The 26,943-nt window shown below is 59.2% G+C and carries 13 protein-coding genes, 2 tRNA genes and 1 rRNA gene; 11 read left to right on the top strand and 5 right to left on the bottom strand.

Going from position 1 to position 26,943, the window contains the following annotated elements:
* Positions 1–91: 91 nt before the first annotated feature.
* Complete coding sequence (locus M8N44_RS10115) at positions 92–3,886, top strand: glycoside hydrolase family 2 TIM barrel-domain containing protein (RefSeq protein WP_215451279.1); 3,795 nt, start codon at positions 92–94, stop codon at positions 3,884–3,886.
* Positions 3,887–4,216: 330 nt separating this feature from the next.
* Here M8N44_RS10115 and M8N44_RS10110 read toward each other — a convergent pair whose 3' ends face one another.
* The 3 genes from M8N44_RS10110 to M8N44_RS10100 form a co-directional block, all read right to left on the bottom strand.
* Positions 4,217–4,885 (bottom strand): PEP-CTERM sorting domain-containing protein, encoded by a 669-nt coding sequence (locus tag M8N44_RS10110; RefSeq protein ID WP_102721298.1) that lies wholly within the window; start codon positions 4,883–4,885, stop codon positions 4,217–4,219.
* Positions 4,886–4,907: 22 nt separating this feature from the next.
* Entirely contained in the window at positions 4,908–5,933 is a 1,026-nt protein-coding gene (locus M8N44_RS10105; RefSeq protein WP_215709441.1) for a hypothetical protein, read from the bottom strand.
* Between the two features lie 334 nt (positions 5,934–6,267).
* The gene (locus tag M8N44_RS10100; RefSeq protein ID WP_102728520.1) at positions 6,268–9,405 is read right to left on the bottom strand and encodes an exo-alpha-sialidase; all 3,138 of its coding nucleotides are present in this window, start codon (positions 9,403–9,405) and stop codon (positions 6,268–6,270) included.
* Between the two features lie 196 nt (positions 9,406–9,601).
* On the opposite strand from M8N44_RS10100, the gene M8N44_RS10095 reads away from it, so the two are divergent.
* The 6 genes from M8N44_RS10095 (at position 9,602) to kdpC (ending at position 18,486) form a co-directional block, all read left to right on the top strand.
* Positions 9,602–12,280, top strand: coding sequence for a sensor histidine kinase (locus tag M8N44_RS10095; protein ID WP_102721301.1), 2,679 nt, complete (start codon positions 9,602–9,604; stop codon positions 12,278–12,280).
* Between the two features lie 18 nt (positions 12,281–12,298).
* The gene (locus tag M8N44_RS10090) at positions 12,299–12,997 is read left to right on the top strand and encodes a response regulator (protein ID WP_022397916.1); all 699 of its coding nucleotides are present in this window, start codon (positions 12,299–12,301) and stop codon (positions 12,995–12,997) included.
* Positions 12,998–13,150: 153 nt separating this feature from the next.
* The gene (locus tag M8N44_RS10085; protein ID WP_102749400.1) at positions 13,151–13,930 is read left to right on the top strand and encodes a TonB-dependent receptor; all 780 of its coding nucleotides are present in this window, start codon (positions 13,151–13,153) and stop codon (positions 13,928–13,930) included.
* 114 nt (positions 13,931–14,044) lie between these two features.
* Complete coding sequence (kdpA, locus tag M8N44_RS10080) at positions 14,045–15,745, top strand: potassium-transporting ATPase subunit KdpA (RefSeq protein WP_102728522.1); 1,701 nt, start codon at positions 14,045–14,047, stop codon at positions 15,743–15,745.
* Between the two features lie 33 nt (positions 15,746–15,778).
* On the top strand, positions 15,779–17,890 hold the full coding sequence (gene kdpB / locus M8N44_RS10075) for a potassium-transporting ATPase subunit KdpB (RefSeq protein ID WP_102728571.1): 2,112 nt from the start codon (positions 15,779–15,781) through the stop codon (positions 17,888–17,890).
* Between the two features lie 29 nt (positions 17,891–17,919).
* Positions 17,920–18,486, top strand: coding sequence for a potassium-transporting ATPase subunit KdpC (gene kdpC, locus M8N44_RS10070; protein WP_102721304.1), 567 nt, complete (start codon positions 17,920–17,922; stop codon positions 18,484–18,486).
* 149 nt (positions 18,487–18,635) lie between these two features.
* Here kdpC and M8N44_RS10065 read toward each other — a convergent pair whose 3' ends face one another.
* Positions 18,636–20,240: a putative Ig domain-containing protein gene (locus M8N44_RS10065; RefSeq protein ID WP_146021136.1), complete on the bottom strand. Its 1,605-nt coding sequence runs from the start codon at positions 20,238–20,240 to the stop codon at positions 18,636–18,638.
* Positions 20,241–20,425: 185 nt separating this feature from the next.
* Here M8N44_RS10065 and clpB point away from each other — a divergent pair, with 185 nt between their 5' ends.
* Positions 20,426–23,008 carry an ATP-dependent chaperone ClpB gene (clpB, locus tag M8N44_RS10060; protein WP_102726475.1) on the top strand — a complete coding sequence of 861 codons (2,583 nt, stop codon included), beginning with the start codon at positions 20,426–20,428 and terminating at the stop codon, positions 23,006–23,008.
* 151 nt (positions 23,009–23,159) lie between these two features.
* Here the strand turns inward: clpB and M8N44_RS10055 are convergent, their stop codons facing one another.
* Entirely contained in the window at positions 23,160–23,912 is a 753-nt protein-coding gene (locus M8N44_RS10055) for a PEP-CTERM sorting domain-containing protein (RefSeq protein WP_102728524.1), read from the bottom strand.
* A gap of 968 nt (positions 23,913–24,880) precedes the next feature.
* Between M8N44_RS10055 and M8N44_RS10050 the strand changes: the two genes are divergently transcribed.
* The 3 genes from M8N44_RS10050 to M8N44_RS10040 all read left to right on the top strand — a co-directional run bounded on the left by M8N44_RS10050 (position 24,881) and on the right by M8N44_RS10040 (position 26,797).
* Positions 24,881–26,392, top strand: a 16S ribosomal RNA gene (locus M8N44_RS10050).
* 170 nt (positions 26,393–26,562) lie between these two features.
* A tRNA-Ala gene (locus M8N44_RS10045) sits at positions 26,563–26,638 on the top strand.
* A gap of 82 nt (positions 26,639–26,720) precedes the next feature.
* Positions 26,721–26,797: transfer RNA gene (locus M8N44_RS10040), tRNA-Ile, on the top strand.
* The last annotated feature ends 146 nt before the right edge of the window (positions 26,798–26,943 follow it).

Raw genomic sequence — 26,943 nt, 5'->3', positions numbered from 1 at the left:
AGGTGAAGTTTGCTGTTAGAATTAGAATTGCGGATTCGTATGTAACAGGACAATCCGTTTTTGCATACCAACGTTGACACATACTTACTTCATGAGAACGACCAGATCCTGGCTTTTATCCTGTACCGCGCTGGCGGTAGGCTCCGCCATGTGCGGCCTGGGAGCCCCGGGCGATTCCTCCCCCGCGCCCGCCCCCACAGGGCTGGAATGGGAACAGGAACAGAACCTGCATTTGAACAAGGAGGCCCCCACGGCCTTTTTTGCGTCTTTCAGCGATTTGCAGTCCGCCCTGAAAGTGCTGCCTGAAAACAGCAAGTGGCGCAAGTCCCTGAACGGCCAGTGGAAGTTCCACTGGGCCAAGGATCCCCAGAGCCGCCCGGCCGATTTTTACAAGCCGGATTACGACGTGAAGGACTGGAAGGAAATCAAGGTGCCCGCCTCCTGGCAGACGCAGGGCTACGGCACCCCCATTTATTCCAACCAGCCGTACCCCTTTGAACGCTCCTGGCCCTATGTGATGAAGGAGCCCTCCAACAAGAATTACACGTCCTACAAGGAACGGAATCCCGTAGGCTCCTACCGCCGCACGTTTGAAGTGCCCGCGGACTGGGACGGCAGGGAGGTGTACATGCAGTTTGACGGCGTGGATTCCTTCTTCTACCTCTGGATCAACGGGCAGTACGTGGGCTTTTCCAAGGATTCCCGCAATCCGGCCCGCTTTGACATCAGCCCCTACCTCAAGAAGGGGGAGAACGTGGTGGCCGCGGAGGTGTACCGCCATTCCGACGGCGCGTACCTGGAATGCCAGGACATGTTCCGCCTGTCCGGCATTTTCCGCAACGTCTCCATTTTTGCGGTGCCCAAGGTCCACATCCGCGACTTTTTCGCGCAGACCAACCCGGTGGACCAGCGGGACTGGGCCCTGAACATTGATCATGCCAAGCCCGGCACCATGAACGGGGACTGGCGCCTCCAGGTGGACGTGGACGTGCGCAACCTGTTCCCGGCGACCGAGAAGCTGGAAGGGTGTACCGTATCCATGGCCCTGTATGACGCTTCCGGCAAGCTGGTGGAGCCCGTCAAGCCCAAGGACGCCCCGTATGACGGCGTGCTGGAAAAGCCCCTGCGCATCACCGGCATGAAGGATTTCAAAACTTCCCTGCTGGGCATTTACGCCAAGCCCAAACTGTGGTCCGCGGAGGACCCCAACCTGTACACGCTGGTGCTGACGCTGAAGCGTGACGGCAAGACGGAGGAGATGGTTTCCTCCCGCGTGGGCTTCCGCAACGTGGTGATTAAGGACAGCGTGTTCCTGGTGAACGGCCAGCCGGTCAAGGTGAAGGGCGTGAACCGCCATGAAAGCCACCCGGAAACCGGGCACTACGTGACTCCGGAACAGATGGAGGAGGAAGTGCAGATGATGAAACGCGCCAATATCAACCATGTGCGCTGCTCCCATTATCCCGCGGACCCCTATTTCTACTACCTCTGCGACAAGTACGGCATTTACGTGCAGGATGAGGCCAACATCGAGTCCCACGGCTACTATTACGGCAAGGAGTCCCTTTCCCACCCCATCGAATGGATGCCGGCCCACGTGGACCGCATCATGGCGATGGTGGAGCGCAACAAGAACCACCCCAGCGTGATCATGTGGTCCCTGGGGAATGAGGCAGGGCCCGGCCAGAATTTCCGCAGCGCGGAAAAGATCGTGAAGGCCAGGGACATGTCCCGCCCCACCCACTATGAGCGCAACAACGACATCGTGGACCTGGGTTCCAACCAGTACCCCTCCGTGGACTGGACGCGCTCCATGGCGGCCAACAAGAACTTCCCGAAGCCCTACTACATTTCAGAGTACGCGCACAACATGATGAACGCCATGGGCAACCTGGCGGACTACTGGGAGGCTATTGAATCTTCCGACCGCATCATGGGCGGCGCCATCTGGGACTGGGTGGACCAGGGCCTGTACAAGACCCTGCCGAACGGGGAGAGGATGCTCGCCTACGGCGGCGACTTCAACGACCATCCCAACAGCGGCCAGTTCGTATTCAACGGCACCATCCTGGCGGACCGCACGCCGGAACCGGGCTACTTTGAAGTGAAGCACGTTTATCAGAATATCTCCACGTCCCTGACGGACGACGGCAGGATTTCCATCTTCAACAAGAACTTCTTTACGGACCTGTCTCCGTACGACATCACCTGGACTCTGACGGAGAACGGGAATGTGGTGGCGGAAGGCAAGCTGGATACGCCGCCGGCCGGACCCCGGGAAAAGATCGTGGTGCCCGTACCGGACATTCCGCAGCTGAAAAACCGTAAGCCGGGAGCGGAATACGCCCTGCGCATAGGCTACAAGCTGAAGAAGGACAAGGACTGGGCCAAGAAGGGCTATGAACTGGCCTTTGACCAGCTCCAACTTCCCGTGCAGGGAGACCTGCCCATGTTCAAGGCTCCTGCCGGCAAGGTAACCCTCAGCGCGGACAAGCACACCGTGTCCGGCAAGGATTTCTCCGTTCAGTTTGACGCGGCCACCGGGGAACTGGCCCAGTTCACCGTGAACGGCAAGCCCCTGTTCAAGACGCCCATGGCGGTGAACGCCCTGCGCGCCGCTTCCAGCAATGAGCCGGGCGTCATGGCCAAGAGCATGGCCAACGGCCTCCGTGAGCTGAAGCATGAACTGCTCAGTTATGAAGCCGTGGACAACGGCAGCAGCGTCACCGTCAAGCAGTCCGTCAAGGTAAACGGCAAGCAGACTGAAAACATCAGCGGCTATGGAGACACCAAGACCTCCATCACGCCCAAAAAGCAGCCCCTGAATGACACGAACACCCATTTCATCAACAATCTGGAATGGACTATCTACCCGGATGGAACCGTCGTCTGCCAGTCCGTGCTGCTGCCGCGCGGCAATCCCCTGGAGCTGCTGCGCCTGGGGTATGAACTCCAGTTGCCGGCGAACATGGGCAACGTGACCTACTACGGCCGTGGGCCGGAGGAAAACTATGCGGACCGCAAGAGCGGCATGCCTCTGGGCGTGTACAAGACGACGGCCCGGGATTCCTTCTTCCCGTACGGCAGGCCGCAGGACTGCGGCAACCATGAAGACACCCGCTGGGTGGCCGTCACAGATGACAAGGGGCAGGGCCTGCTCTTCGGTTCCGTGGGCGCTCCGTTTGCCTTCTCAGCCATTCCCTACACCACGACGGACCTGATTCTGGCCAACCACCCCGTGGAGCTGCCCAAGACGACGGACAAAACCGTGCTGGTCCTCTCCTCCGCCACGCGCGGCCTGGGGGGCGCCTCCTGCGGCCCCGGCCCCATGAGCAGGGACATCATCAAGGCCAACAAGCCCTACCCGCTGTCCTTCTTCATGCGTCCCGTCACCTCCAAGTCCTACAAGGGTGAAATCCGCGTGCCCGCGGCCCAGCTGGACATGACCATGCTGACCCGTACGGACAAGTACACGGTCAAGAGCGTGACCAGCCAGGAGCAGGGCGAGGCGGATGCCGAGTTCGCCATTGACGGGGACCCCGGCACCTTCTGGCACTCCGAGTACAACAAGACCGTGACCAAGCACCCGCACGTGCTGGCCGTGGACCTGGGCAAGGAGCGGGAGTTCTCCGGCATTACCTACCTGCCCCGCCAGGACGGAAGCGGTAACGGCCGCGTGAAGGATTATTCCGTGGAAGTGAGCACGGACGGTGAAAAATGGCAGCCTGCCGCCAAGGGCGCCTTCCCGGACAGCGCGGATCTTCAGGAAGTGAAGTTCCAGGCGCCCGTCAAGGCGCGCTATTTCCGCTTCTCCGCCCTCAGTGAGACGCAGGGACGGGATTACGCCGCCGTAGCGGAGCTGGATATCATTCCCGTTAAAAAGTAACTCCTGCGGTTTCCACCGCTTGAACAGACGCCCCGCCGCTCTTCGGAGTGCGCGGGGCGTTTTATTTGCCGCAATGCCGTTTGGAGCCTGGTTGGAGCGCCGCAAGCCCTTGCGCCAACTAAAGATGAACCTGGGCGCCAGCGGGCGCGTTTTCTGAAAACCAGTGCGGCTGCCAGCCGCATGATGAATCGGTTGCCGCAGAGGCTCGCGGTGCTCCTCCGGCGGAGGGATGTGATGAAGGAGGGCCTGGAGTGCGGCTGCCGTCTGCCTGCAAAAAAGCCTCCGCACAGGCATTCCCGTGCGGAGGCTTTAACAGTGGGAAAAGCTCTTTTAGCGCCGTCTGCGCATCATCAGCGCCGCCAGGCCGAGGAGGCTCAGCGTAGCGGTGGCGGGTTCGGGAACCAGATTGAAGTTGTCGTTAAAGAGAGGGATGGCATACCACTCATAACCCTCGGTAATGGCATCCGCCTGCGACCCGAAGAAAAACGTCATGTCGTTTCCCACCACTCCCGGGTACTTGGCCAGTTCGCCCGTATCCACGTTCCGGAACGTAAACATGGAGAATTCGCCGGGAGAATCGTCGTTGTTGACCAGGAGGACAATGGGCTTTCCTTCCAGACCGGAGGCCAGCGTGCCGGAAAGTGAAAACTGGCCGCCATTGGTGATGGCGCCGGGATATTCCGGAGAAACGGCGGAAAGGCTGGTGGTGAAGCTTTGCCTGATTTCCGCCATTTGGCTGTAGCTCAACTGGCCTGCGGGCGTGCTGTTTTTGGACCATTCAATCTTGCCGTCAACCAGGTCGAAAGACCAGGTACTGTCTTGAAGGTATCCGAGCATGGCGGAGCCGTTTTGCAGGGAATGGCCGGAAGCGTCAAGAATGGACGTAATAGGGGCAGTCCCATATTCGTCTTCATTGTAAACGGTGAGCGTCGTGGCAGAGGCTGCTCCCGCGATCATCAGTCCGGCGGCTGCGTACAGCAGGAAGGAATGTTTCATCATGGTATCACTACTTGTTAAGTTGTTATTGAGGAGTAGGTAATGTATTGGTCTGGACAGTTGTGTAAGCGGGAAGCCTGGTGACGGAAAGGATGTTCAGGATGCCTTCCACCGCCGTGGAGGATACGTTTTCACCCGTGTCCCTGTTTTTCCACTGTCCGGAGGAAGAATCATAATAACAGGGCTCCAGAGGGCCGCCGGGTGTGAGAGGCACGTAAACCACGTCACTGGAAGGATCGGGCAGGGCGGTGTGGAGGGAGGTGCTGAGAAGCGTCTGGGGAACAGGCAGCCCCGTATGAAGGAGCGTGCTTTCCTGGGAGAGCTGGAGCCTCTGGTGCTTCTGCGCCACTTCCCCGATAACGAAGGCCTGCACGCCATTGCCGGCTTTCCGGACGATTTTAAGGGGTTCATGATTGAAGACGGGGAGAAGGCCCATGTCGTCCCGGGAACCGCGGCGCATCCATTTGTTTTCCGTAGCGGAGTGGTAAACCGGAATCTGGATGGAGGGGGAGGTGGAGATATAAACGGCATCCGCCGTGCCGGAAGTGCCGCTTTTCAGGCTGAACGTATTGTCGCCTCCCAGAACATCGTTCAGGGTGCGCGCCTTGCGCAGCACGTAGGAAACCGGCTTGCTGTTTTTAATCAGGTCCGCTGCGCTTTTGTCATCCACCGTTATTTTATTCGCCGTCCAGGAAGGGGCGGGCTTTTTCCACGCGTCCCTGTTGAGGGGAAGGGCCATCGCCTCGTCTCCGAAAATGAGTTCCAGAACATAGGCGGAATCCGTCTCCATCAGGTCGGTAAAATTGACGTCCGGATCCGTGATGGTGATTTTGCTGCCGGAAACGGTGATGTTGTTTTCCTCAAGCGTATGCTGCATCAGGGCTTCCGGATGCACTCCCAGGCCCAGATAGCCCGTTGTTTTGGCATTCAGATCCGTCTGGATGTAGCCGCAGGGCGTGCTGTACGCTGTTTCCGCATGCAGGGAGGCGGCTGTTGCCGACAACAACACGCATGTGAAGAGGGCCGCTGGCAGACAATATACCGGATTCATAAACATTAAATCATTAAGAGGAAAGGGCATGGTTTGTCAATTAAGAAAGGAAAAAACGTTCCGATTTTTTAATTTTATTTGTTAGACGGTCTTTTGCGAACGCAGAAAAACAAGGGGATTCCTGCGGTTGGCCGCGGACACGGCAAGAGCGGAATTTACCGGGTTCAAGTGCGTTTCCGGCATTTTCCGCTTTTAGTGCGGAGTGCAGTCCATCCGGAAAAAATGGCGGCATGGCATCCGGTTCCTTCTCCAATATCGGAAAAGGATGGGCTGAGGGAAAAAGGCTTTTTTCCCCTTGCCGGAAGATTCCCGGTGCCGCGTGCTTGTTTTGCCCTTAAAGCGGGCTTTCCCCTTCACGGGAAATTTTCAGGCGCAGGAATCTCCGCCGGGGACTTTCCGCGTTCATGGGCACGGCATCCCGGAAAGTGGCGGAGCTTTTGCCTTCCGTTTTCACTTCCGCCGTCTCCGTCCAGGTCTGGAGGTCTTCCGAGGCTTCCACTGCGTGCCTGATTCCGGTGGCTTCCGGGTTGACGGGCCAGCCCAGTACCAGGCAGGCGTCTCCGCCCGCTTCCTCCGCGGTGACCTGCACGACGCTACCGCAGGGTTTGAGGGGATCCAATCCTGTGGCGTATTTCAACAGGTTGGGGATGCCGTCCCCGGCCGGGGAATCATTGGGGCCTGTCTGGTCCGTGTCCGGGTCCCGGGAGGTGATTTCATCCTCCTTCCATTCATTCCACGTGCGTTTCTGCCCCCGCTGAGTCACGGTGGCGGAGCGGACGGTTCCAAAGGAGGAAAAGGAAAGCTGCGCCGTACGGGAGCCTTCCGTGGCATTGGCCTCTGCGGCAATGGATACGGTACCATTGCCTGTATCCGCTCCCTGCATGCCGGTGATGTTTATCCAGTCCCCCGTTTTGGAGACATTCCAGGCGGCGTCGCAGGTGACGGAGAAGACCGCCGTTCCCCCGTTTTTGGGAAGCACCAGCGCAGCGGGGGAAACCGCCAGCGCAGGGGCCCTGCCGGACTGGATGACAGTGACGGAGACCGGCTGGACGCCAGGAACGGCAACCGTGATGGTTCCGGTGCGTTCGCCCGCGCCTTCCCAGCGGTCCACGCTGTAGGTGACGGAGCCGTTTCCGGAGCCGGAAGAGGGAGAGACGGTGATCCAGCCAGCGGAAGAGGACGCCGTCCAGGAATCGTCGCTGGAGACGGTGAACGTGGCTGCCGTCATGCCTTCCGGTCCCACGCGGACGGGCGCCCCGGCGGCGGGAACGTCCAGGGAAGGAAGGAATTCATCATACGGAATGCGCAGGAAGAAGATGTTTTCGTCCCCGTTGAGCCCTTCATACAGCACGCCGATGTGGCCGTCTCCCGTTTCACAGATGTCGGAATAGCCGCAGCAGGGGCGGGAATCGTAAAGAACCTGGCGGCTGGAGGGCCATGTGGCGCCTTCGTCAAAGGAGGCTTTGAGGGTCATTCGGGCGCGGGGGGCGGAAGTTTTATCAGGGTTGGAGAAAAGGAGGGCCCTGCTGATGTTCGCGGAGTTTTCCACGGCGAGCTGGCTGGCCTGGCAGGCGGCGGGCTCCGGCAGGGCTTTCAGGTTGGTGGCATGAGCCGTCCACGTCTTCCCCATGTCGTCCGTCGTGAAGACCTTACGGTACCCGCTCCTGCTTTCATTGCGGGCGTTGAGCATCAGGCGCCCGTCGCTGAGCTCCGTGACTGCGCATTCGCTGGAGCCGGCTCCGATGCCGGGCGTGCCGGATTTGCCGGTGTCCTCGCTGATCCAGGTCTGGCCGCGGTCCAGAGAATAAATGATGCAGGACTGGGGTGTTCCCGCGCCGCTGGCGCCCGTCCATATCTGGGAAGGAAAGACAATGGGGCGCACGCCGTTGACCGTCTTCTTCATCGTAATGCCGTGGCCCGGACCCTGGAAAAAGGATTTCCAGGCCCTGTTCTTGATGTCCTTGTTGATGCTCCGGGGTTTCATTTTTACGAACTCCCCCGTGCCGGGGTCCGCGGAACCCCATGTCCGGCCGTTGTCCGTGCTGTACGCTACCACATACTGGGCGGTTTCCAGGCTTTCCACGTCCACGTTGGCCTTGGAGGAGGCCAGCCCGTGCCTGGCGATGCCTGCCACCCACAGGGTACCGTTGACTTCATCCAGAAGGATGCAGGGGTCGCTGACGCCGTAGCCGGAATGGTAGTCGTTGGCGGAATCGCCCGTGGGGTTGAAGTTGACGGCCACGTTGACGGGCGTCCAGGTGCGTCCGTTGTCCGTGGAACGGCTGCATCCCGTATCGATGTTGGCCTGCATGTCGTTCCGGCCGTCGTAGCGGATGTCGAAAACGGAGACCAGATCCCCGTTTCTGGCGCGCACGATGCCCGGAATGCGGAATTTCCTGGAGGCCTTTCCTTCCAAGGGGCCTCCGTAAACCGGATCGTTCGCCTTGGCGACGGCATAGCCTATCCGCTGCCTGGCCGTCACTCCATCGGCAACATCAGTCGTTTGCCCGTCCACGGTGACGGAGGTGATTCTGGCGCCCACCTTGTGGTCCATGCTGGCGGAGTTCTTGAGCTTGACGCTGACCCAGAAGTAGTATTGCCGTCCGTTCGTGAGAACCCCCGGAGTGACGGGGAACGTCATGACGGGAGCCGGCGGCTGGGCCGGGCTGGCAAGGACGCCCGTGGTGCTCATGGCGCCGTGGCCGCTGCTGCCGTAGGCGGGCGCGGAATAGATGCCGTCCGCGTCACCGGTGTAAAGGGAAACGCTTTCAATGTCACCCAGGTCGTCGGACGGGCTCATGTCCACCGTGACGGCCATGCCGTCATACGCAGCGGGGAGTTCCGTCAGGGAAAAGCGGAGGATGCCGTTGGCCTCCATGCGGATCATGGCCGGCCATGCTTCCGCGGTGCTGGAGAGGGGGTTGAATTCGGAAAAGACCAGATCGTCGAAAAGAACGCCCTTATTGGCGGGGGCCTCGCAGCGGAAGATGAGGCGCGCGGTGCCGGAAGGGATGGCGCCCCTCACCTGCTGGGTCATGGGATTGCTGCCCGTTTTCAGGGAGGAGCCGTCCGCGACCAGTGTTTCATTCCCTTCCCCGTCTGCGGCGTGGATGGTGAAGGAAAAGGGGCTGTCGGACGTCCAGCGTTCCCCGGTCAGGGCAAGCGTCTTTTTGACGGCGAGGGGAGCGGGCAGCGTCAGCGTGGCCGTGCTTTTCGTCCCGGTGCCCAGGCCGATGAGCCGCATGCAGTTGGGCTGGGAGGAACAGCGGTTGCTGGCGATGGCGGCATGCCCGCTTTCCGCCGTCATGGTCCCCAGAGCGGTTTCCAGGGAGGTGAAGCTGCCCGTCGGAAAGGAGTCGAAGTTTTCAGAAGCGGCTTCCTCCGCTCCCCGCGCCAGGGCGGTTCCCAGGAGCAGGAGAAACAGGACTGCGGAAGAGGCGACGGTGCGGAGAATAGTCTGGAAGGCGTTCATTGTGAAAAGGAAAGAGGAAAATTTAAAAATGCTTGATAACGAAAAGAGGGAAGAATGGAAACAAAAATGGGGAAGGGGGGTGGAATTTAATAAAATTTTAACGTTTTTTCTGGTCTGTTTTATTTGCACCTTGAACGGTCTTCTATTAGGTTAATTCTAACATTCAAGCCGGATACCATTACGGTTCCCTTTTTTCATGTTTTCAGAAACGCATTCGGACAGCCAGCGGGCAGACAGGATTCTGGCCTCCATCCGGAGGGAGGAATCCCGCCCCGGCCGCGGCCTGCTGAAAATCTTCTTCGGCATGGCGCCGGGAGTGGGCAAGACGTACGCCATGCTGGAGGCCGCCATCCAGGCGGCGGGCAAGGGCGTGCAGGTCATGATCGGCGTGGCGGAATCCCATGGCCGGGAGGATACGATGCGCCTTATCGGCAGGCTGCCGCGCCTTCCCATGAAGAAAATGGCTTACCGGGGCGTGCAGATGGAGGAGTTCGACCTGGAGGAGGCGCTGCGCGTGAAGCCCCAGCTCATTCTGGTGGACGAGCTGGCGCATACGAACGTTCCCGGAATGCGTCACAGGAAGCGCTACCAGGATGTGGAGGATTTGCTGGCCGCAGGGATAGACGTTTACACCACGCTGAACGTGCAGCATCTGGAAAGCCGTTCCGATACCGTTCATGACATTACCGCCGCTCCCGTACAGGAAACCGTGCCGGATTCCGTGCTGGCGGAGGCGGACTGCATCCAGTTGGTGGACATCACGCCGGAGCAGTTGCGGACGCGTCTTCAGGAAGGGAAGGTATACAGCGCTCCCCAGGCTTCCGCCGCGCTGAACCATTTTTTCAAGGAGTCCAACCTTACGGCCCTCCGGGAACTGGCCCTGCGCATCATGGCGGAGAAGGTGGACCATGAGCTGACGGAGGTGCGCACCATCTCCGGGGACCGCTCCATCTGGCGCAGCGGGGAACGGCTGATGGTAGCCGTGGGGCCCAGCCCGTTTTCCGCCCGGCTGGTGCGCTGGACGCGGCGCATGGCTTACGCCCTGAACGCTCCGTGGATTGCCCTTTCCGTGGATACGGGCGTGCCGCTGTCCCCCGAACAGCAGCAGCGGCTGGACGCCAACCTGGAGCTGGCGCGGCGGCTGGGTGCGGAAGTGATCGTGATGCCCGGTTCCGACCTGGCGGAGACGCTGCTCCGCATGGCCTTTTTGAGAAATGTCAGCCAGATTGTGGTGGGCAAGCCGCAGGAGGCTTACCTGTGGGGGCTGGTGCGGCCCATGTCCCTGGTGGACAAACTGGTAAAGGGGAGCGACCAGATTGACATTTACGTAGTTCCCGCCGCTCCCGGTCCGGTCCGGAACCGGTGGAAGAGCTGGCACCGGGAAACGGAAAAATATGGCCGGGACTACTGGCTGGCCGCAGGCGTGACGGCGGCCGTTACGGGAATCGGCCTGTTGATTTCCGCGTTTACCGGTTATTTCGCTCCCGGCTTCCTGTATCTGGCGGGAGTAGTGGGCCTGGGCTTTTTCATCCGTTCCCGCTGGGCCATGCTGATGGCCGCTGCGCTGAGCGCCCTGCTGTGGAACCTGCTGTTCATTCCCCCGGTGATGACGTTCAAGATAGAACGGCTGGAGGATGCCCTGATGTGCCTTTTCTTCTTTCTGGTGGCTCTCTCCACGGGGCGGCTCACTTCCCGCCTGAGGGTCCGCGAGCAGGAGGAGCGGGAACGGGAAAAAAAGACGAATGCCCTGTTCCTGTATTCGCGGGCCATTGGGTCCGCCTCGGACGTGCCTTCCCTGATTTCCGTCGCCGCAGGGCAGATCAGCCAGATCATGGGGGTGCGCCTGGCGGTCATGACGCCGGAAGGCAGCGGCCGCAGGCTGAAGCTTTGGGAATCCGGGGGGGCTTTTTCCATGGATGACAAGGAATGGAGCGTGGCTGCCTGGTGCCTGGAGCACCGCCGGCCCGCAGGCAGGTTTACGGATACGCTCCCGGTGGCGGAAGGGTTTTACCTCCCCATGATGTCCGGGGAACGCTGCATGGGCGTGCTGGGCGTGAGGCCGGAGGAAGGGGAGCGCCTTACGGCAGGGCAGAAGGATTTGCTGGAAAGCATGGGCGCGCAGCTGGCCATGGCGCTGGAACGTGAAGAACTGCGGGCGGAACGGGCGCGTACGCGGCTCATGGAGGAATCCGGAAAACTGCACCGCTCCCTGCTGGACAGCGTTTCCCATGAGTTCAAGACGCCTCTGGCCGTGATTGAGGGCGGCTGTGAGAAGCTGGCCGGGCGCGCCGCGTCCGCGCCGGAGGAACGGGAGGAGTATGGGGAAATCCTGCTGGCCGCACGCCGCCTGCGCCGCCTGGTGAAAAATTTGCTGGACGTGAGCCGCCTGGAATCCGGCGCTCTGAAGCCCAAACTGGACTGGTGCGACCTGGGGGATGTGATTGAAGGGGCTCTGGCCGCCACCAGGGAGGCGCGCCGGGACCATCCCGTGTCTGTCGCCCTGCCGCCGGATTATCCGCTGGTGAAGGCGGATTTCTCCCTGATGGAGCAGGTGCTGGTCAATCTGCTGCTGAATGCCTGCGTGCATACTCCTGCGGGAACCCCCATTACGCTGAAGGGCGGCGCCGATCCCGTGCGCGGCCAGGTCTGGCTGGATGTCCATGACCTGGGGCCGGGCATTCCCCCCGAACGGGCGGAAACCATTTTTGAGCGTTTCCGGACGACGCGGCCCGGCGGCCTGGGCCTGGGGCTTTCCATCGTGCGCGGTTTCATGGAGGCGCAGCGGGGAGCCGTTACCCTGGTTGCCGTTCCCGCCGGAACCTGTTTCCGTCTTGTCCTTCCCCTGGTGGAGCATGATCATGTTCCTGAAGAATAAACCTTCCTTCCCCGTGTTATGAGCGACCTTCCCGCAGATATCCTGGTTATTGATGACGAACGGCAGATACGCCGTCTCCTGAACCTGACGCTGACCGGCGCAGGCTACCATGTCCGCGAGTGTGAAAACGGGCAGCTCGGCCTGAGCGAGACCGCTCTGAAACGGCCGGACGCCATTATTCTGGACCTGGGCCTTCCGGACATCAACGGACTGGAAGTGCTCAAACAGCTCCGGGAATGGACGCAGGTTCCCATTCTGATCCTGACGGCCTGGGACAGGGAGGATGAGAAGGTGGACGCCCTGGACGCCGGGGCGGACGATTACCTGACCAAGCCGTTCAGCGGCCGGGAACTGCTGGCGCGCCTGCGCGTGATGCTGCGGCGCAACCGGCCGGACAGGGAGCCCTCCGTATTCCGGCTGGGATCCATCATTGTGGACCTGAGCTCCCGGCGCGTGGAGAAGGGGAAGGAGGAAATCCATCTGACCTCCAAGGAATACGGCATTCTGCGCCTTCTGCTGCTCCATCAGGGCAAGGTGATGACCCACCGCCAGCTTCTCCGTGAAATCTGGGGCCCCCAGCATGAGGAAGATACGCACTACCTGCGGGTGCACATCGCCCACCTGCGCCAGAAGCTGGGGGATTCCGATCCGGAAAACCGCATCATCCGCGCGGAATCCGGCCTGGGGTACAGAATTGTGGCGGACGGAGCTGAATAAATCTTTTTCCCATTTCCGCGGGCCGGGAAAGGCTGTGGCCTTCCACCCGTGGAAGCCGGGAAATATATTTTTTCATAACGGTTGCAGGGCATGGCTTAACTTCACGAAGGTCAATATGCTGTGTAGGATTCAGGACGTATTCGATACGTCTTTATGAAGATTACACACACCGCAAAAAACATAGGGGCCGCAGTTCTGGGCTGCGCCATGATGGCAGGAACCGCCTGCATGGGCGGGGAAACGGCCTCTCCCTCCTCTCCCTCCCTGGCCAACGCGCAGGAGGCCGCCATCCCTTCTACGGACACGGACTGGGCTTTCTCCCTTTCCGCGGGCTGGTCCAGCAAATACGTGACGGAAGGGCTGGACTGCCTGCCGGGCAGCGGCATCTGGGAAGTGGCTCCGAGCATCTCCTGGAAAGACCTTACGCTCAGCGCCTGGTACGCCGGGGGGGATTCCTCCAATTATGACGAGCTGGACCTGGTTCTGGGTTACGCCTGGAAGCTGGGGAAGTGGACCGTCAATCCCTGGTATGAGCACCAGTTCTACTTCACGCAGGACTACAACGTAGCCAATCCGGCCCTGACCGTCTCCTATGCCGTGACGGACTGGCTGACCGTGGGGGCGGAAACCCAGGTGAAGGTGGAACACCAGGATTTTGAAGCCTATTACAGCGCCTTTGTGCAACTGGAATGGTCCCCCGTGGAGAACGTGACGGTAACGCCCATGGCCAGGTACGGGTACAACGGCGGTTATAACGTGGACTATGACGACGGCTCCAACTGCATTGACTGGAGCCTGGGCGTGACGTGGCGGTTTGCGGAACATTATTCCCTTTCCGGCTCCGTCAATTATTCCCAGGCGGCTACGGTGCTGCGCCGCAGGGACGCCGGGGACGAGTTCTGGGTGGGCTTCCGCCTGGGCGTGGAATTCTAACGGCGTACTGGCGTCATGAAAAACGGGCTTCCGGAGGGAAATTAACAATTTCTTAATGTCCGGCAGCCCCTTGTTAACTACCCGGAATTTCCGGAACATGTATAAAGTTGCGTTATGTCCTCACACGACTTGTTAATCATTGTCCTATTCATAGGCATACTGGTCGCCTTCACTCCGTTGCTCGGGAAGTGGCTGGCGAATGTTTTACAGGGAAAGCGGAGCTGGCTTTCCCCGGTTCTTGGTCCCGTGGAGCGCTGCACCTACCGTGTGGCCGGCGTGGACCCCTCCCGCGAAATGGACTGGAAAAAGTATCTGACGGCCGTTCTTCTGTTCAACGCCGCCGGATTCCTCATCCTGTTCCTTTCCCTGCTGTGCCAGAAATGGCTGCCGCTGAATCCCGCCGGCACGGAAAACATGCGGTGGGACATTGCCCTGAATACGGCCATCAGCTTCATGACCAACACGAACTGGCAGTTCTACTCCGGCGAAGGGCCGGAAGGCATCAGCTACTTTGTCCAGATGACCGGGCTGGGCGTGCAGAACTTCGTCAGCGCCGCCACGGGGATTGCCGTCATGGCCGCCCTGATCCGCGGTCTGAAAAGGAAATGCGCCTCCACTCTGGGCAACTTCTGGGCGGACCTGACGCGCAGTACCTTGTACTTTCTGATTCCGATTTCCGTGGTCGTCGCGCTTCTGCTGGTCTCCCAGGGGGTGGTGCAGTCCTTTGACGGACCCGCCACCGTACCGGGCATGGACGGCGTGGAGCAGGTGATTCCCAACGGTCCGGCGGCCTCCCAGGTGGCCATCAAGCAGCTTGGGACGAACGGCGGCGGCTTCTTCGGGAACAACAGCACGCACCCCTTTGAAAACCCCACGCCGTTCAGCAACATGATTGAAATGCTCTCCCTGCTCCTGATCGGCTGCGCCTGCCCGTACGCCTACGGCGTGATGATCGGGAAAAAAAGGCAGGGCTGGATCATCTTCGGCGCCATGATGCTTCTGCTTGTGACGACCATCGGGCTTTCCCAGTGGGCGGAACACACGGGGAACCCGCTGTTCCCCGGCATGGAAATGCTGGAAGGCAAGGAAGTGCGCCTGGGCGTGACGAACAGCTCCCTCTGGTCCGTGGCTACGACGGCCTCCTCCAACGGCTCCGTGAACTGCATGCACTGCAGCATGTCCCCACTGGGCGGCGGCATTGCCCTGTTCAACATGCTGCTGGGTGAAGTGATCTTCGGCGGCCTGGGCTGCGGCCTGTACGGCATGCTGATGTTCGCCATGATCACTGTCTTCCTGTGCGGGCTGATGGTGGGGCGTACTCCCGAATTCCTGGGCAAAAAAATTGAAGCGCGGGAAGTGCGCTGGTCCATGGTGGGCGTTCTGCTGCCCGGCATAACCGTCCTGCTTATGAGCGGACTGGCCGCCGCTACGGAAGTGGGGCGTGAATCCATCTGCAATGCCGGACCCCACGGGCTGACGGAAATCCTGTACTGCTTCGGTTCCCAGGCCGGGAACAACGGGAGCGCCTTTGCCGGCCTGGCTGTGGGGGATACGCCTTTCTATTCCGTGCTGGGCGGCCTGGCGATGCTGCTGGCCCGCTTCGGAGCCATCATTCCGGTGATGATCATTGCGGGCAGCATGGTATCCAAGAAAACCGCGCCTCCGGCCCAGGGCACCATGGCGACGGACAACCTGATGTTCATGGTTCTGCTGGTGGCCGTGGTGCTGATTGTAGGCGCCCTCACCTTCTTCCCGGCCCTGGCCCTGGGGCCCATTCTGGAGCATCTGCTCCTGTATTCGGGAACCATGCTGTAAGGAGCATTCACCAACAAACCAGATTTTATGATGATGAAAGAAGAAAAAAAGAATCAATCCTGGTGTAACGGGGCCATGCTGAAAACGGCCTTCCGGGACGCGCTGCGCAAATTTGACCCGCGTGCTTTATCCAAAAACTTCGTGATATTCGTCACGGCCATCGGTGCCCTGGTTGCTACGGTCGTCCTTATCCGGGATGCCGCCGCCGGGCAGCCTTTCGGCTTTACCCTGCAAGTCACACTCTGGCTCTGGTTCACCGTCCTGTTCGCCAACTTTGCGGAAGCATTGGCGGAAGGCCGTGGAAAGGCCCAGGCGGACGCTCTGAAAAAAATGCGCGTCTATGTGAACGCCCGTCTGCTGACGGACAAGGGGACGGAGGAAATAGTCTCCGTTTCCGAGCTGCGCAAGGGGCAAAAAGTGCTGTGCGAGGCCGGGGACATCATTCCTCTTGACGGCGAGGTGATTGAAGGCATCGCCAGCGTGGACGAATCCGCCATTACCGGGGAATCCGCCCCGGTCATCCGTGAAAGCGGGGGAGACCGCAGCGCCGTAACGGGGGGCACCCGCGTGATCAGCGACGGCATCGTCATCCGCATCACGGCGGAACCGGGCAATACCTTCCTGGACCGCATGATCGCCATGGTGGAGGGCGCCAGCCGGCAGAAGACGCCCAATGAAATCGCGCTGGGCATCCTGCTCGTGGCGCTGACCATCGTCTTCATTGCCGTAGTGCTTTCCCTCCCAGCCATGGCCGGATACATTGAAGATTCCGCCCGGGCGCTGGGCTTCAGGGCGGACGGCCATATCTCCCTGCCCGTTCTGGTCTCCCTGCTGGTGTGCCTGATTCCGACGACGATCGGCGGCCTGCTGAGCGCCATCGGCATCAGCGGCATTGACCGGCTGGTGCGCCGGAACGTGCTGGCTACGTCCGGCCGTGCCGTGGAAGCGGCCGGGGACATTGATGTGCTGATGCTGGACAAGACCGGAACCATCACCTTCGGCAACCGCATGGCGAATGAATTCCTGCCTGCGCCCGGCGTGGAGGACCAGCAGCTGGCGGAAGCCGCCCAGCTCGCCTCCCTGTCCGATGAAACGCCGGAAGGGCGTAGCATCGTAGTGCTGGCCAAAAAGCAATTTGGAATCCGGGGCCGCCACATGGACGCGGACCACATCACCTTTGTTCCGTTCTCCGCTTCCACCCGCATGAGCGGCGTGGACATTGCGGCGCACGGCGGCCAGCCGGCCGTTTCCATCCGGAAAGGCGCTGCGGAAAGCGTGGCGCAGTGGGTGAAGGACCAGGGCGGAGCCTTCCCGCAGGAGGTGGAAATGACCGTGCAGAACGTCGCGCGTGCCGGCGGCACGCCGCTGGTGGTGGCACGGGGAAGGGACGTGCTGGGCGTCATTTACCTGAAAGACATCGTCAAGGGCGGCATTAAGGAACGCTTCGCCCGGCTCCGGGCCATGGGCATCCGCACCGTCATGGTGACAGGGGACAATGCCCTGACTGCCGCATCCATTGCGGCGGAGGCCGGAGTGGATGACTTCATTGCGGAAGCCACGCCGGAAATGAAGCTGGCGCGCATCCGTGAAGAACAGGCGGAAGGCCATCTGGTGGCCATGACCGGGGACGGCACCAACGACGCTCCCGCCCTGGCCCAGGCCGATGTGGGCGTGGCGATGAACACCGGCACGCAGGCCGCCCGGGAGGCGGGCAACATGGTAGACCTGGACAGCAACCCGACCAAGCTGATTGAAATCGTGGAAATCGGCAAGCAAATGCTGATCACCCGCGGCGCGCTGACCACCTTCTCCTTCGCCAATGACGTGGCCAAGTACTTCGCCATCATCCCCGCCATGTTTGCGGGCCTCTTTGTGGCTGACGGCATGGCCCGGGGGCCGCTTTCCGCCCTGAACGTGATGGGACTGCACTCCCCGCAGAGCGCCATCCTCAGCGCGGTGATCTTCAACGCCCTCATTATCGTGGCGCTTATTCCACTGGCCTTGAAGGGGGTTTCCTACCGACCGGCGGGAGCAGCCTCCCTGCTGAAGCGCAACATCCTCATTTACGGGGTAGGCGGCCTGATTGCGCCGTTCATCGGCATCAAGCTCATTGACATGGCCGTCACCGCCCTGCACCTCGTCTGAACAATTAAAAATCAACCTGCTGAATCATTATGAAATGGACATTTCCCAATCTGCGCCTGTTTCTGGCGCTGGCCGTCGTCACCGGCGGCATTTATCCCCTGGCTGTCACGCTTGTCAGCCTGATTCTGTTCCCCCATCAGGCGCACGGCTCCCTGATCCGGAATGAACGGGGGGAAGTCATCGCCTCGGAGCTCATCGCCCAGCCCTTCACTTCCGCCAGGTACTTCTGGCCCAGGCCCTCCGCCGGGGACTACGCCACCATGCCTTCCGGTGCCAGCAACCTCTCCTGGACCTCCGGAGAACTGGTCAGGACGGTGGCGGAGCGCAAGGCGGCCCTGCTGAAAGCCCACAACCTGCCGCAGGAAACGCCTGTTCCGGCAGATCTCCTGTTCGCTTCTGGAAGCGGTCTGGAATCCTGCATTTCCCCGGAAGCGGCGGAATTCCAGGCGGCCCGCGTGGCGGCGGCCCGCAAGCTGCCACTGGAAAAAGTAAGGCGATTGGTGGCGGAACACCTCATTCCGGGCGGCATCCTGGGGGAAAACGTAATCAACGTGATGACGCTGAACGCCGCCCTGGATACATTGCCCCCCAGTTAGTGGTATATAGTTGACCGTCCCGGTCCGGGGAATACCCTGGCGGAAAAATCGTCCGGCAGTTGTCCGGTGCCTTGGTTCCGCATCTTTCTCCGGTCGCCGGGGCGGATTTTATGAATGAAAGGGAGGAACTCTCCTCCAGAACCATGGGGCTATCTTTTGCCTTCCAGAAGAAACAGGGCCGCTCCGTGGGGATTGAGCCGCACCTTCATTTCCCGGCTTGCCGTGCCGGCGTTTTCCTGCTTCCACAGGTCGCGCGCGTTTTGCGGAGACTTCAGCTTGAGGCGGGAAAGGGGGACATGAATGGTCTGGCCTTTATTGCTTTTATTGAAAAAGCCGACGGCGGTACGGCCTTCCCCCAGCGGTTTGATCCATACTTCTCCATCATCTTGGGACAGGACTTTTTCCGAAGGGCCGTGAAACGTCTGGTTGACGGCGATCACTTCCCGGTTGCACAGGATGCCCCGCGTGAAATCGTCCAGATGCTCCAGATCGCATGAAATAATCAGGGGGGCGGATATTATGGCCCAGAAGGACATCTGGAAATACTGCTCGTCCGGAGTCAGCCGGGTGGGGGAGAATGTGGTATTCGCCTTTCCGACCTTGCCCAGGCGGCCGATTTGAAGCATGTCCGGATCATTCCAGTGCCCCGGTCCGGCATAGGGCTGCCATTTCTCCTGGGAGGAAGCGATCTTCTTCAAACTGCCCCAGTGGTCTTCGATATCTCCCGTCGTGCGCCAGACGTTGGCCGTTTTGCTGATGGGGCCGGCAATCTCGAACGGGGTGGAATTGGAAACGCTCAGCACAATATCCCTGCCGCTTTTTTTCAAATCCGCCGCGATTCTTTCCGTGCTGGGCACGTCGATCAGGTACCAGTCCATCTTGACGTAGTCAAACCCCCATTCCGCCCACTGCCTGGCATCCTGGGTAATCATCCATACGGGGCCTGTTTTGGCGGCTCCCAGCCGCTGGGAACCCGGACAGCTCCCGAACAATTGATCGGGCTGCGGGCGTTTGCTTTCAGGAAGGGCCAGGGAGGAATAATCTCCCTGCGGATTGGGGGAAGTGCCTCCCATGTAGCCGGCGTAAGTTCCCATCCACGGGGTTGAGTAAATCCCCGCTTTCAGTCCCAGGCTGTGGATTTCACGGCACATGGACTTCATATCCGGAAAACGCTTGTTGGGCTGGATGGCGCGGTACTTGCCGCCTCTGGCGCCTTGCCAGCAATCGTCAATGTTGACATAGCGGTAGCCGTATTGGGCCAGCCCGGAACTGATGAGCAGCCGGGCGGTTTTCAGGATATTTTCCTGGCTCACGCCGCCGCTGTAGGAATACCAGCTGCTCCAGCCCATGGGGGGAGTCAGGCACATCTCCTTCCCGATGCGGACAGTGATGGTCCCGTTCGCTTTGCCGTGGCTGTTGCTTATCTGCACGGGAAAGGCATAAGTTCCCGGACGGCTGATTTTACCGGTGATGACGCCGGTTTCCCTGTCCAGCTTCACGCCGGGGGGCAATTTGGCGGCGGCAAAGCTCATGGGGCGTTCTCCGCTGGCGCAGATGGCGAACTGGATGGGGGAGCCGGGACGTGCGCCGAAAAGCCGCGGTTCGTTCAGCACGGGAGCCGGTGATTCCGGCGGTGTCAGGCGGACGCCGGGTTCCGGAGCGGGATAGGGGGAAGGCATCTCCTTGCCGGAGGCTCCCGTTTGAACCAGGAGCAGGGCGGAGCATAGGAACGGAAGAAAAGAAAGACGGATCATTTTGGTAAAAAACTGGAGACAGGAAAAAAGAAAAGGCCGGTAAAATGCGGGTTCTGTAAAATACGCCGGATGCACTACAATATTACAAGGAATTCGGAGGGTCAAAAAAATTTGGATAACGGCAAAAATCCTGCTTTCCCATTCAACGGTTGGAGATATTCTTATGTCTAAATTACCAACATACCATGCTTAACAATCTAACAACAAAATTTCAGGAAGCGCTGATGCAGGCGCAGCAGACGGCAGGGCGGCTCGGAAAGCCGGAAATTTCCTCCCTGGACGTTCTGGTGGCGTTGCTGGAGCAGGACGGCGGAATTCTTTCCCCTATTCTCCGGAAGGCCTCTTGTGATCCGGGCCTGCTGTTGCAGGCCGCCCAGAGGGAAGTATCCCATGAACCCACCCAGAGCGGTGCTACCACGCAGCCCCAGATGGGCCGTGACCTGGCTACGGTGATGCACGCTGCCGAGGATGAACGCAAAAAGCTCAAGGATGACTACCTCAGCGTGGAGCACTTCATGCTGGGGGCTCTGGACACGCAGAACAAGGTGCACCAGTTGACGGACACCTTTGGACTGACCAAGGACAACTATCTGGCCGCCATGAAGGAAGTGCGCGGCAACCAGCGCGTGACGGACGACAACCCGGAAGGCAAATACCAGACGCTGGAAAAATACGGCACGGACCTGACGGCCCGCGCCCGCGCCGGCAAGATTGACCCCGTTATCGGCCGTGATACGGAAATCCGCCGCGTCCTCCAGATCCTTTCCCGCCGGACCAAGAACAACCCCGTGCTCATCGGGGAGCCCGGCGTGGGCAAGACCGCCATTGCAGAAGGCCTGGCGCGGCGCATTGTCAACGGTGACGTGCCGGAAAGCATGCGCAACAAGCGCATTGTGTCCCTCAACATCGGGTCCATGCTCGCGGGGGCCAAATACCGCGGCGAATTTGAAGAACGCTTGAAATCCTTCCTCAAGGAAGTGACGGACTCCAACGGCGAAATCATCCTGTTCATTGACGAACTGCACACCATCGTGGGCGCGGGCGCCAGTGAAGGGGCGGTGGACGCCTCCAACCTGCTTAAGCCCGCTCTGGCCCGTGGCGAACTGCGGACCATCGGCGCGACGACGCTGGACGAATACCGCAAATACATTGAAAAGGATGCGGCCCTGGAACGACGGTTTCAGCCTGTCATGGTGTCTGAACCCAGCGTGGAGGACACCATCGCCATTCTGCGCGGCCTGAAGGAACGTTATGAAGTTCACCACGGCGTGCGCATTACGGACGCCGCCATCGTGGCTGCCGCCACTCTTTCCGACCGTTATATCTCAGACCGTTTCCTGCCTGACAAGGCGGTGGACCTGGTGGACGAAGCAGCGGCCCGGCTCAAGATTGAGCTGGATTCCATGCCCACGGAAATCGACCAGATCGAACGTGAAGCCATGCAGCTTGAAATGGAACGGCAGGCCCTGGTGAAGGAAGAGGATGCCGACAGCAAGGCGCGTCTGGAAAAAATCACCAAGGATCTGGCGGACCTGAAGGAAAAATCCGGCTCCATGATTGCCAAGTGGAAAAGTGAAAAAGACGTTCTGGACGCCGTCCGCAGGGAACAGGAAAAAATAGAGGCCCTCAAGCTGGAAAGCGAAAGGGCCAAGAGAATGGGGGATCTGACCCGCGCTTCCGAAATCACGTACGGTGAACTTCCGGAAGCGGAACGCGCCCTGACGGAAGGCAAGGAAAAGCTCAACAAAATGCAGAAGGAGGACGGAGGCCTGCTCAAGGAGGAAGTCACGGAAGGGGACATCGCCAAGGTGGTGGCCACCTGGACCGGCATTCCCGCCGCGCGCCTGCAGGAAGGGGAGCGCGCCAAGCTGGTGCACATGGAAGAACGCCTGGGCGCCCGCGTGATCGGGCAGAAGCAGGCCGTCAAGGCCGTGTCCGACGCCGTGCGGCGCGCCCGCGCGGGATTGCAGGATGAAAACAGACCCATCGGCTCCTTCCTGTTCCTGGGCCCCACGGGCGTGGGCAAGACGGAGCTCAGCAAGGCGCTGGCGGAATTCCTCTTTGACAATGAAAACGCCATCGTGCGCATTGACATGTCCGAATACATGGAAAAGCACTCCGTGGCGCGCCTCATCGGGGCGCCTCCCGGATATGTGGGTTATGAAGAAGGCGGCCAGCTCTCTGAAGCCGTGCGCCGCCGTCCGTACTGCGTGGTCCTCTTTGATGAAATTGAAAAAGCCCATCCAGACGTCTTCAACGTGCTGCTCCAGGTATTGGATGACGGCCGCATCACGGACGGCCAGGGGCGTACGGTGGACTTCCGGAATACTGTCATCATCATGACCTCCAACATCGGCAGCCAGTACATCCTCAATGAATCCAACGCGGAACAGCGGGAAGCCAAGGCGATGGAAGCCCTGCGCGGCCACTTCCGCCCGGAATTCCTGAACCGCATTGATGAAATCATCATCTTTGACCGTCTGACGGCGGAGGAACTCAAAGGCATTGTGGACATCCAGCTCCAGCGCGTCCGCAAGCGCCTGGAAGCCAAGGGCCTGTTCCTGCGCATGACTCCGGAGGCTACGGCCCTGGTGGCGGACCATGGCTTTGACCCCGTCTATGGAGCGCGTCCCCTCAAGCGGGCCATTCAGCATGACCTGCTGGACCCCCTCAGCCTCAAGCTCCTGGAGGGCGACTTCCCGGAAGGGACGGAAATCGTGGTGCGGGAAAAGGGCGGCAAGCTGGACTTTACCAAGGAAAAGAAATAACTGAAAAGGCTGCTTTTCCGGTGTGCCGCCGGGAAAAACCATGAAGGGCGTTCCCTGGCAGGAACGCCCTTCTGCTACCAATCCACTCCCTGGCGGCTAAAGGAAACTGCCGTCTGGCCGGCGTGAAAGGAAAATCCGGGAGAGGAAACCGTCAGCAGCGGCGTCTTCGTAAAGCGAGCACGGCCAGCCCCAGCAGGGAAAGCGTGGAGGTGCCGGGCTCCGGAACCATCTTCCAGCCCATGGAACGCATCAATTCCATTTCTCCATCCGTCAGGGTACGGTGGTAGGTATCCGGCGAAATGGAATACTGCATGAGGGCGTCCGGATCGCTCGCGCTGTCGATGTGGGCCATGCTGGACCCTTGCTGCCAGGTGGCGGGGTTATAGGCGGTGAGCCCCGTATCGCCCAGGGACAGGGTTTCTCCAAGTGTAAATGCCGTATTCCCGTTTCCGGCCTTATTCACGATGGATTGGCCTTCCTGGTTGGTTAACAGGGAATCATACCTGGTGTACAGCATGGTGCTGTAAGCTGCTGAAGCATTCCCGGACTGGACCTGGAAGGTACCGGTTTGTGTCGCCAGGGAAAGAAACCCTGCGGCATGCCCTATCTCATGGGTCAGGATGCTTTGAAAATCATATTTTCCCGTATGCTCCGCCGGTAAGGCGGTCTCGTAATAAAGAGAATTCAAATGAGAGGTATTGCACTGGATGTAAATATCGTAGCCCGTTGCAGTCCTCGTGCTCCCATCGCGCCAGACGGACTCCACCAGGGTGGAAACCTGTTGCGGTCCATTTGACTGGTAGTAGAAGTAAGGGGAATAGGCGGAGGCCAGAGTGGAGGAATTGGCTCCGTCGTACCAGGTGAGGCCAACAGTAAGTGTTCTGCCCGGGGTGGAATTGATCAAGCTATCCCATGTGGTCAACGCCCGCATGGCAGCGTCTATCTGGCCTTGGTCCCATGTATGGGTGCTTGATGAATCAAAAAATCCCTGGTCCCCGGAATCCAGGAAGGTGCAGGAAAAAGTGGAGCCTATACTGGCTGTTTGTACAGCGGATGAGGAAGGAATGTTTCCCAGGCAGCAGGCAGCGCAGATAATTCCAATCCAGAATGATCTTTTCATAGATGGCAAAATAATAAAAACTTCCTATAGATAGCAGAAAAAATCCTTTCCGTCCATGGGAAAACAAAATGGTTCAGCCTCCTTTTCAAGGGAAGGAATGCAATGGAGGTGGGCGGAGGAAGCACCTGCGTTCAATAGCCCTTTTTTTCGTCCTGGCAGGGGGCAAAAAAGAGGAACTGTAGTTATTGCGGAAACATCACGGGAGAAAATGTTCAAAAAAATGGCACGAAGAAGGGGGAGTATGACAAAAGCCTAACTATTTTATAAATTGGAAGTTATGAATGGACGTGATAAAATGGGTGAAAGACTCTCACAAAAAACGACTCGAAAAAAATTGACAAGGGAGGTGAAAATGGTAGACTTCTCGGCACGCCAACACGGCGACGGGATGAAAAGCCCGGCGGCAGGAGGGACTCGAAAGAGGGCCTGAATGAAGCCGGGGCCGGCCACCCGGAAGAGCCTCATTAAAGGGGCCGATAAGAAGATTTCAAGGGAATGACTACCGAACCCGCCGAGGGTTTTCCCGAATGCGTCGAGAGACGTGTGAGGGAGAAAAAACCCAAAGGAGCGACCTAGCTCCGAGAGGGGCGGATTGGTAGAAGCAAGGGGAAAGAAAAAAGGTCGTGACGCGCGCCGTGCTTGGCAGAGCGAAGAGGACTTCAAGAGACACAACTTGAGGGAAGAGCTGACTGAAGCATGGCGCAGATGAAATCGAAAGATTCCATTTGGTCCAGCAATTTCAAAAATTATATTTGATGGAGAGTTTGATTCTGGCTCAGAACGAACGCTGGCGGCGTGGATAAGACATGCAAGTCGAACGAGAGAATTGCTAGCTTGCTAATAATTCTCTAGTGGCGCACGGGTGAGTAACACGTGAGTAACCTGCCCCCAAGAGTGGGATAGCCCCGGGAAACTGGGATTAATACCGCATAAAATCGCAAGATTAAAGCAGCAATGCGCTTGGGGATGGGCTCGCGTCCTATTAGTTAGTTGGTGAGGTAACGGCTCACCAAGGCGATGACGGGGAGCCGGTCTGAGAGGATGTCCGGCCACACTGGAACTGAGACACGGTCCAGACACCTACGGGTGGCAGCAGTCGAGAAACATTCACAATGGGGGAAACCCTGATGGTGCGACGCCGCGTGGGGGAATGAAGGTCTTCGGATTGTAAACCCCTGTCATGTGGGAGCAAATTAAAAAGATAGTACCACAAGAGGAAGAGACGGCTAACTCTGTGCCAGCAGCCGCGGTAATACAGAGGTCTCAAGCGTTGTTCGGAATCACTGGGCGTAAAGCGTGCGTAGGCGGTTTCGTAAGTCGTGTGTGAAAGGCGGGGGCTCAACCCCCGGACTGCACATGATACTGCGAGACTAGAGTAATGGAGGGGGAACCGGAATTCTCGGTGTAGCAGTGAAATGCGTAGATATCGAGAGGAACACTCGTGGCGAAGGCGGGTTCCTGGACATTAACTGACGCTGAGGCACGAAGGCCAGGGGAGCGAAAGGGATTAGATACCCCTGTAGTCCTGGCAGTAAACGGTGCACGCTTGGTGTGCGGGGAATCGACCCCCTGCGTGCCGGAGCTAACGCGTTAAGCGTGCCGCCTGGGGAGTACGGTCGCAAGATTAAAACTCAAAGAAATTGACGGGGACCCGCACAAGCGGTGGAGTATGTGGCTTAATTCGATGCAACGCGAAGAACCTTACCTGGGCTTGACATGTAATGAACAACATGTGAAAGCATGCGACTCTTCGGAGGCGTTACACAGGTGCTGCATGGCCGTCGTCAGCTCGTGTCGTGAGATGTTTGGTTAAGTCCAGCAACGAGCGCAACCCCTGTTGCCAGTTACCAGCACGTAAAGGTGGGGACTCTGGCGAGACTGCCCAGATCAACTGGGAGGAAGGTGGGGACGACGTCAGGTCAGTATGGCCCTTATGCCCAGGGCTGCACACGTACTACAATGCCCAGTACAGAGGGGGCCGAAGCCGCGAGGCGGAGGAAATCCTAAAAACTGGGCCCAGTTCGGACTGTAGGCTGCAACCCGCCTACACGAAGCCGGAATCGCTAGTAATGGCGCATCAGCTACGGCGCCGTGAATACGTTCCCGGGTCTTGTACACACCGCCCGTCACATCATGGAAGCCGGTCGCACCCGAAGTATCTGAAGCCAACCGCAAGGAGGCAGGGTCCTAAGGTGAGACTGGTAACTGGGATGAAGTCGTAACAAGGTAGCCGTAGGGGAACCTGCGGCTGGATCACCTCCTTTCTATGGAGAAAGTGCATGAAAAATGCACAGGTCGGATCTCTTCCCGAGGGAAGAGAGAGCGGAACCCGCGAGGGCCCGCAACGAACCAAAGATGTGTAAACAGCCAGTTCGCTTGGAGCGAAACTAGGCACGACGTGCGTGACGACCTTTTTTCAAAAAGAACCGCAACTGGGGGTATAGCTCAGTTGGTAGAGCGCCAGCTTTGCAAGCTGGATGTCCGGGGTTCGAGTCCCCGTGCCTCCACCAGTTTCGGTAAGAAGGCGGGAGCCGGAAAACTTTAGTAACTAAACTTTAGTATTTGGTAACTGTCTCTCAGAGACCCAAAGCCGGGCCTGTAGCTCAGTTGGTTAGAGCACGCGCTTGATAAGCGCGGGGTCACAGGTTCAAGTCCTGTCAGGCCCACCAAAAAAATCGATTATTGAGGGAAAGCGAAAATTGACATCTGCGTGGCAAAGAAAACAATTGCTGAGAAGCAATTGCTTTCCAACAAAGTGGGTAGTTGAAAAACAACTACAATACACAATTTAAAACATGCATACCAAGAAATAAGA

This window comes from Akkermansia massiliensis (assembly GCF_023516715.1).
GTDB lineage: Bacteria > Verrucomicrobiota > Verrucomicrobiia > Verrucomicrobiales > Akkermansiaceae > Akkermansia > Akkermansia massiliensis.
The sequence above is the reverse complement of the archived record's forward strand: the minus strand, read 5'-3'. Positions and strand labels throughout refer to the sequence as shown.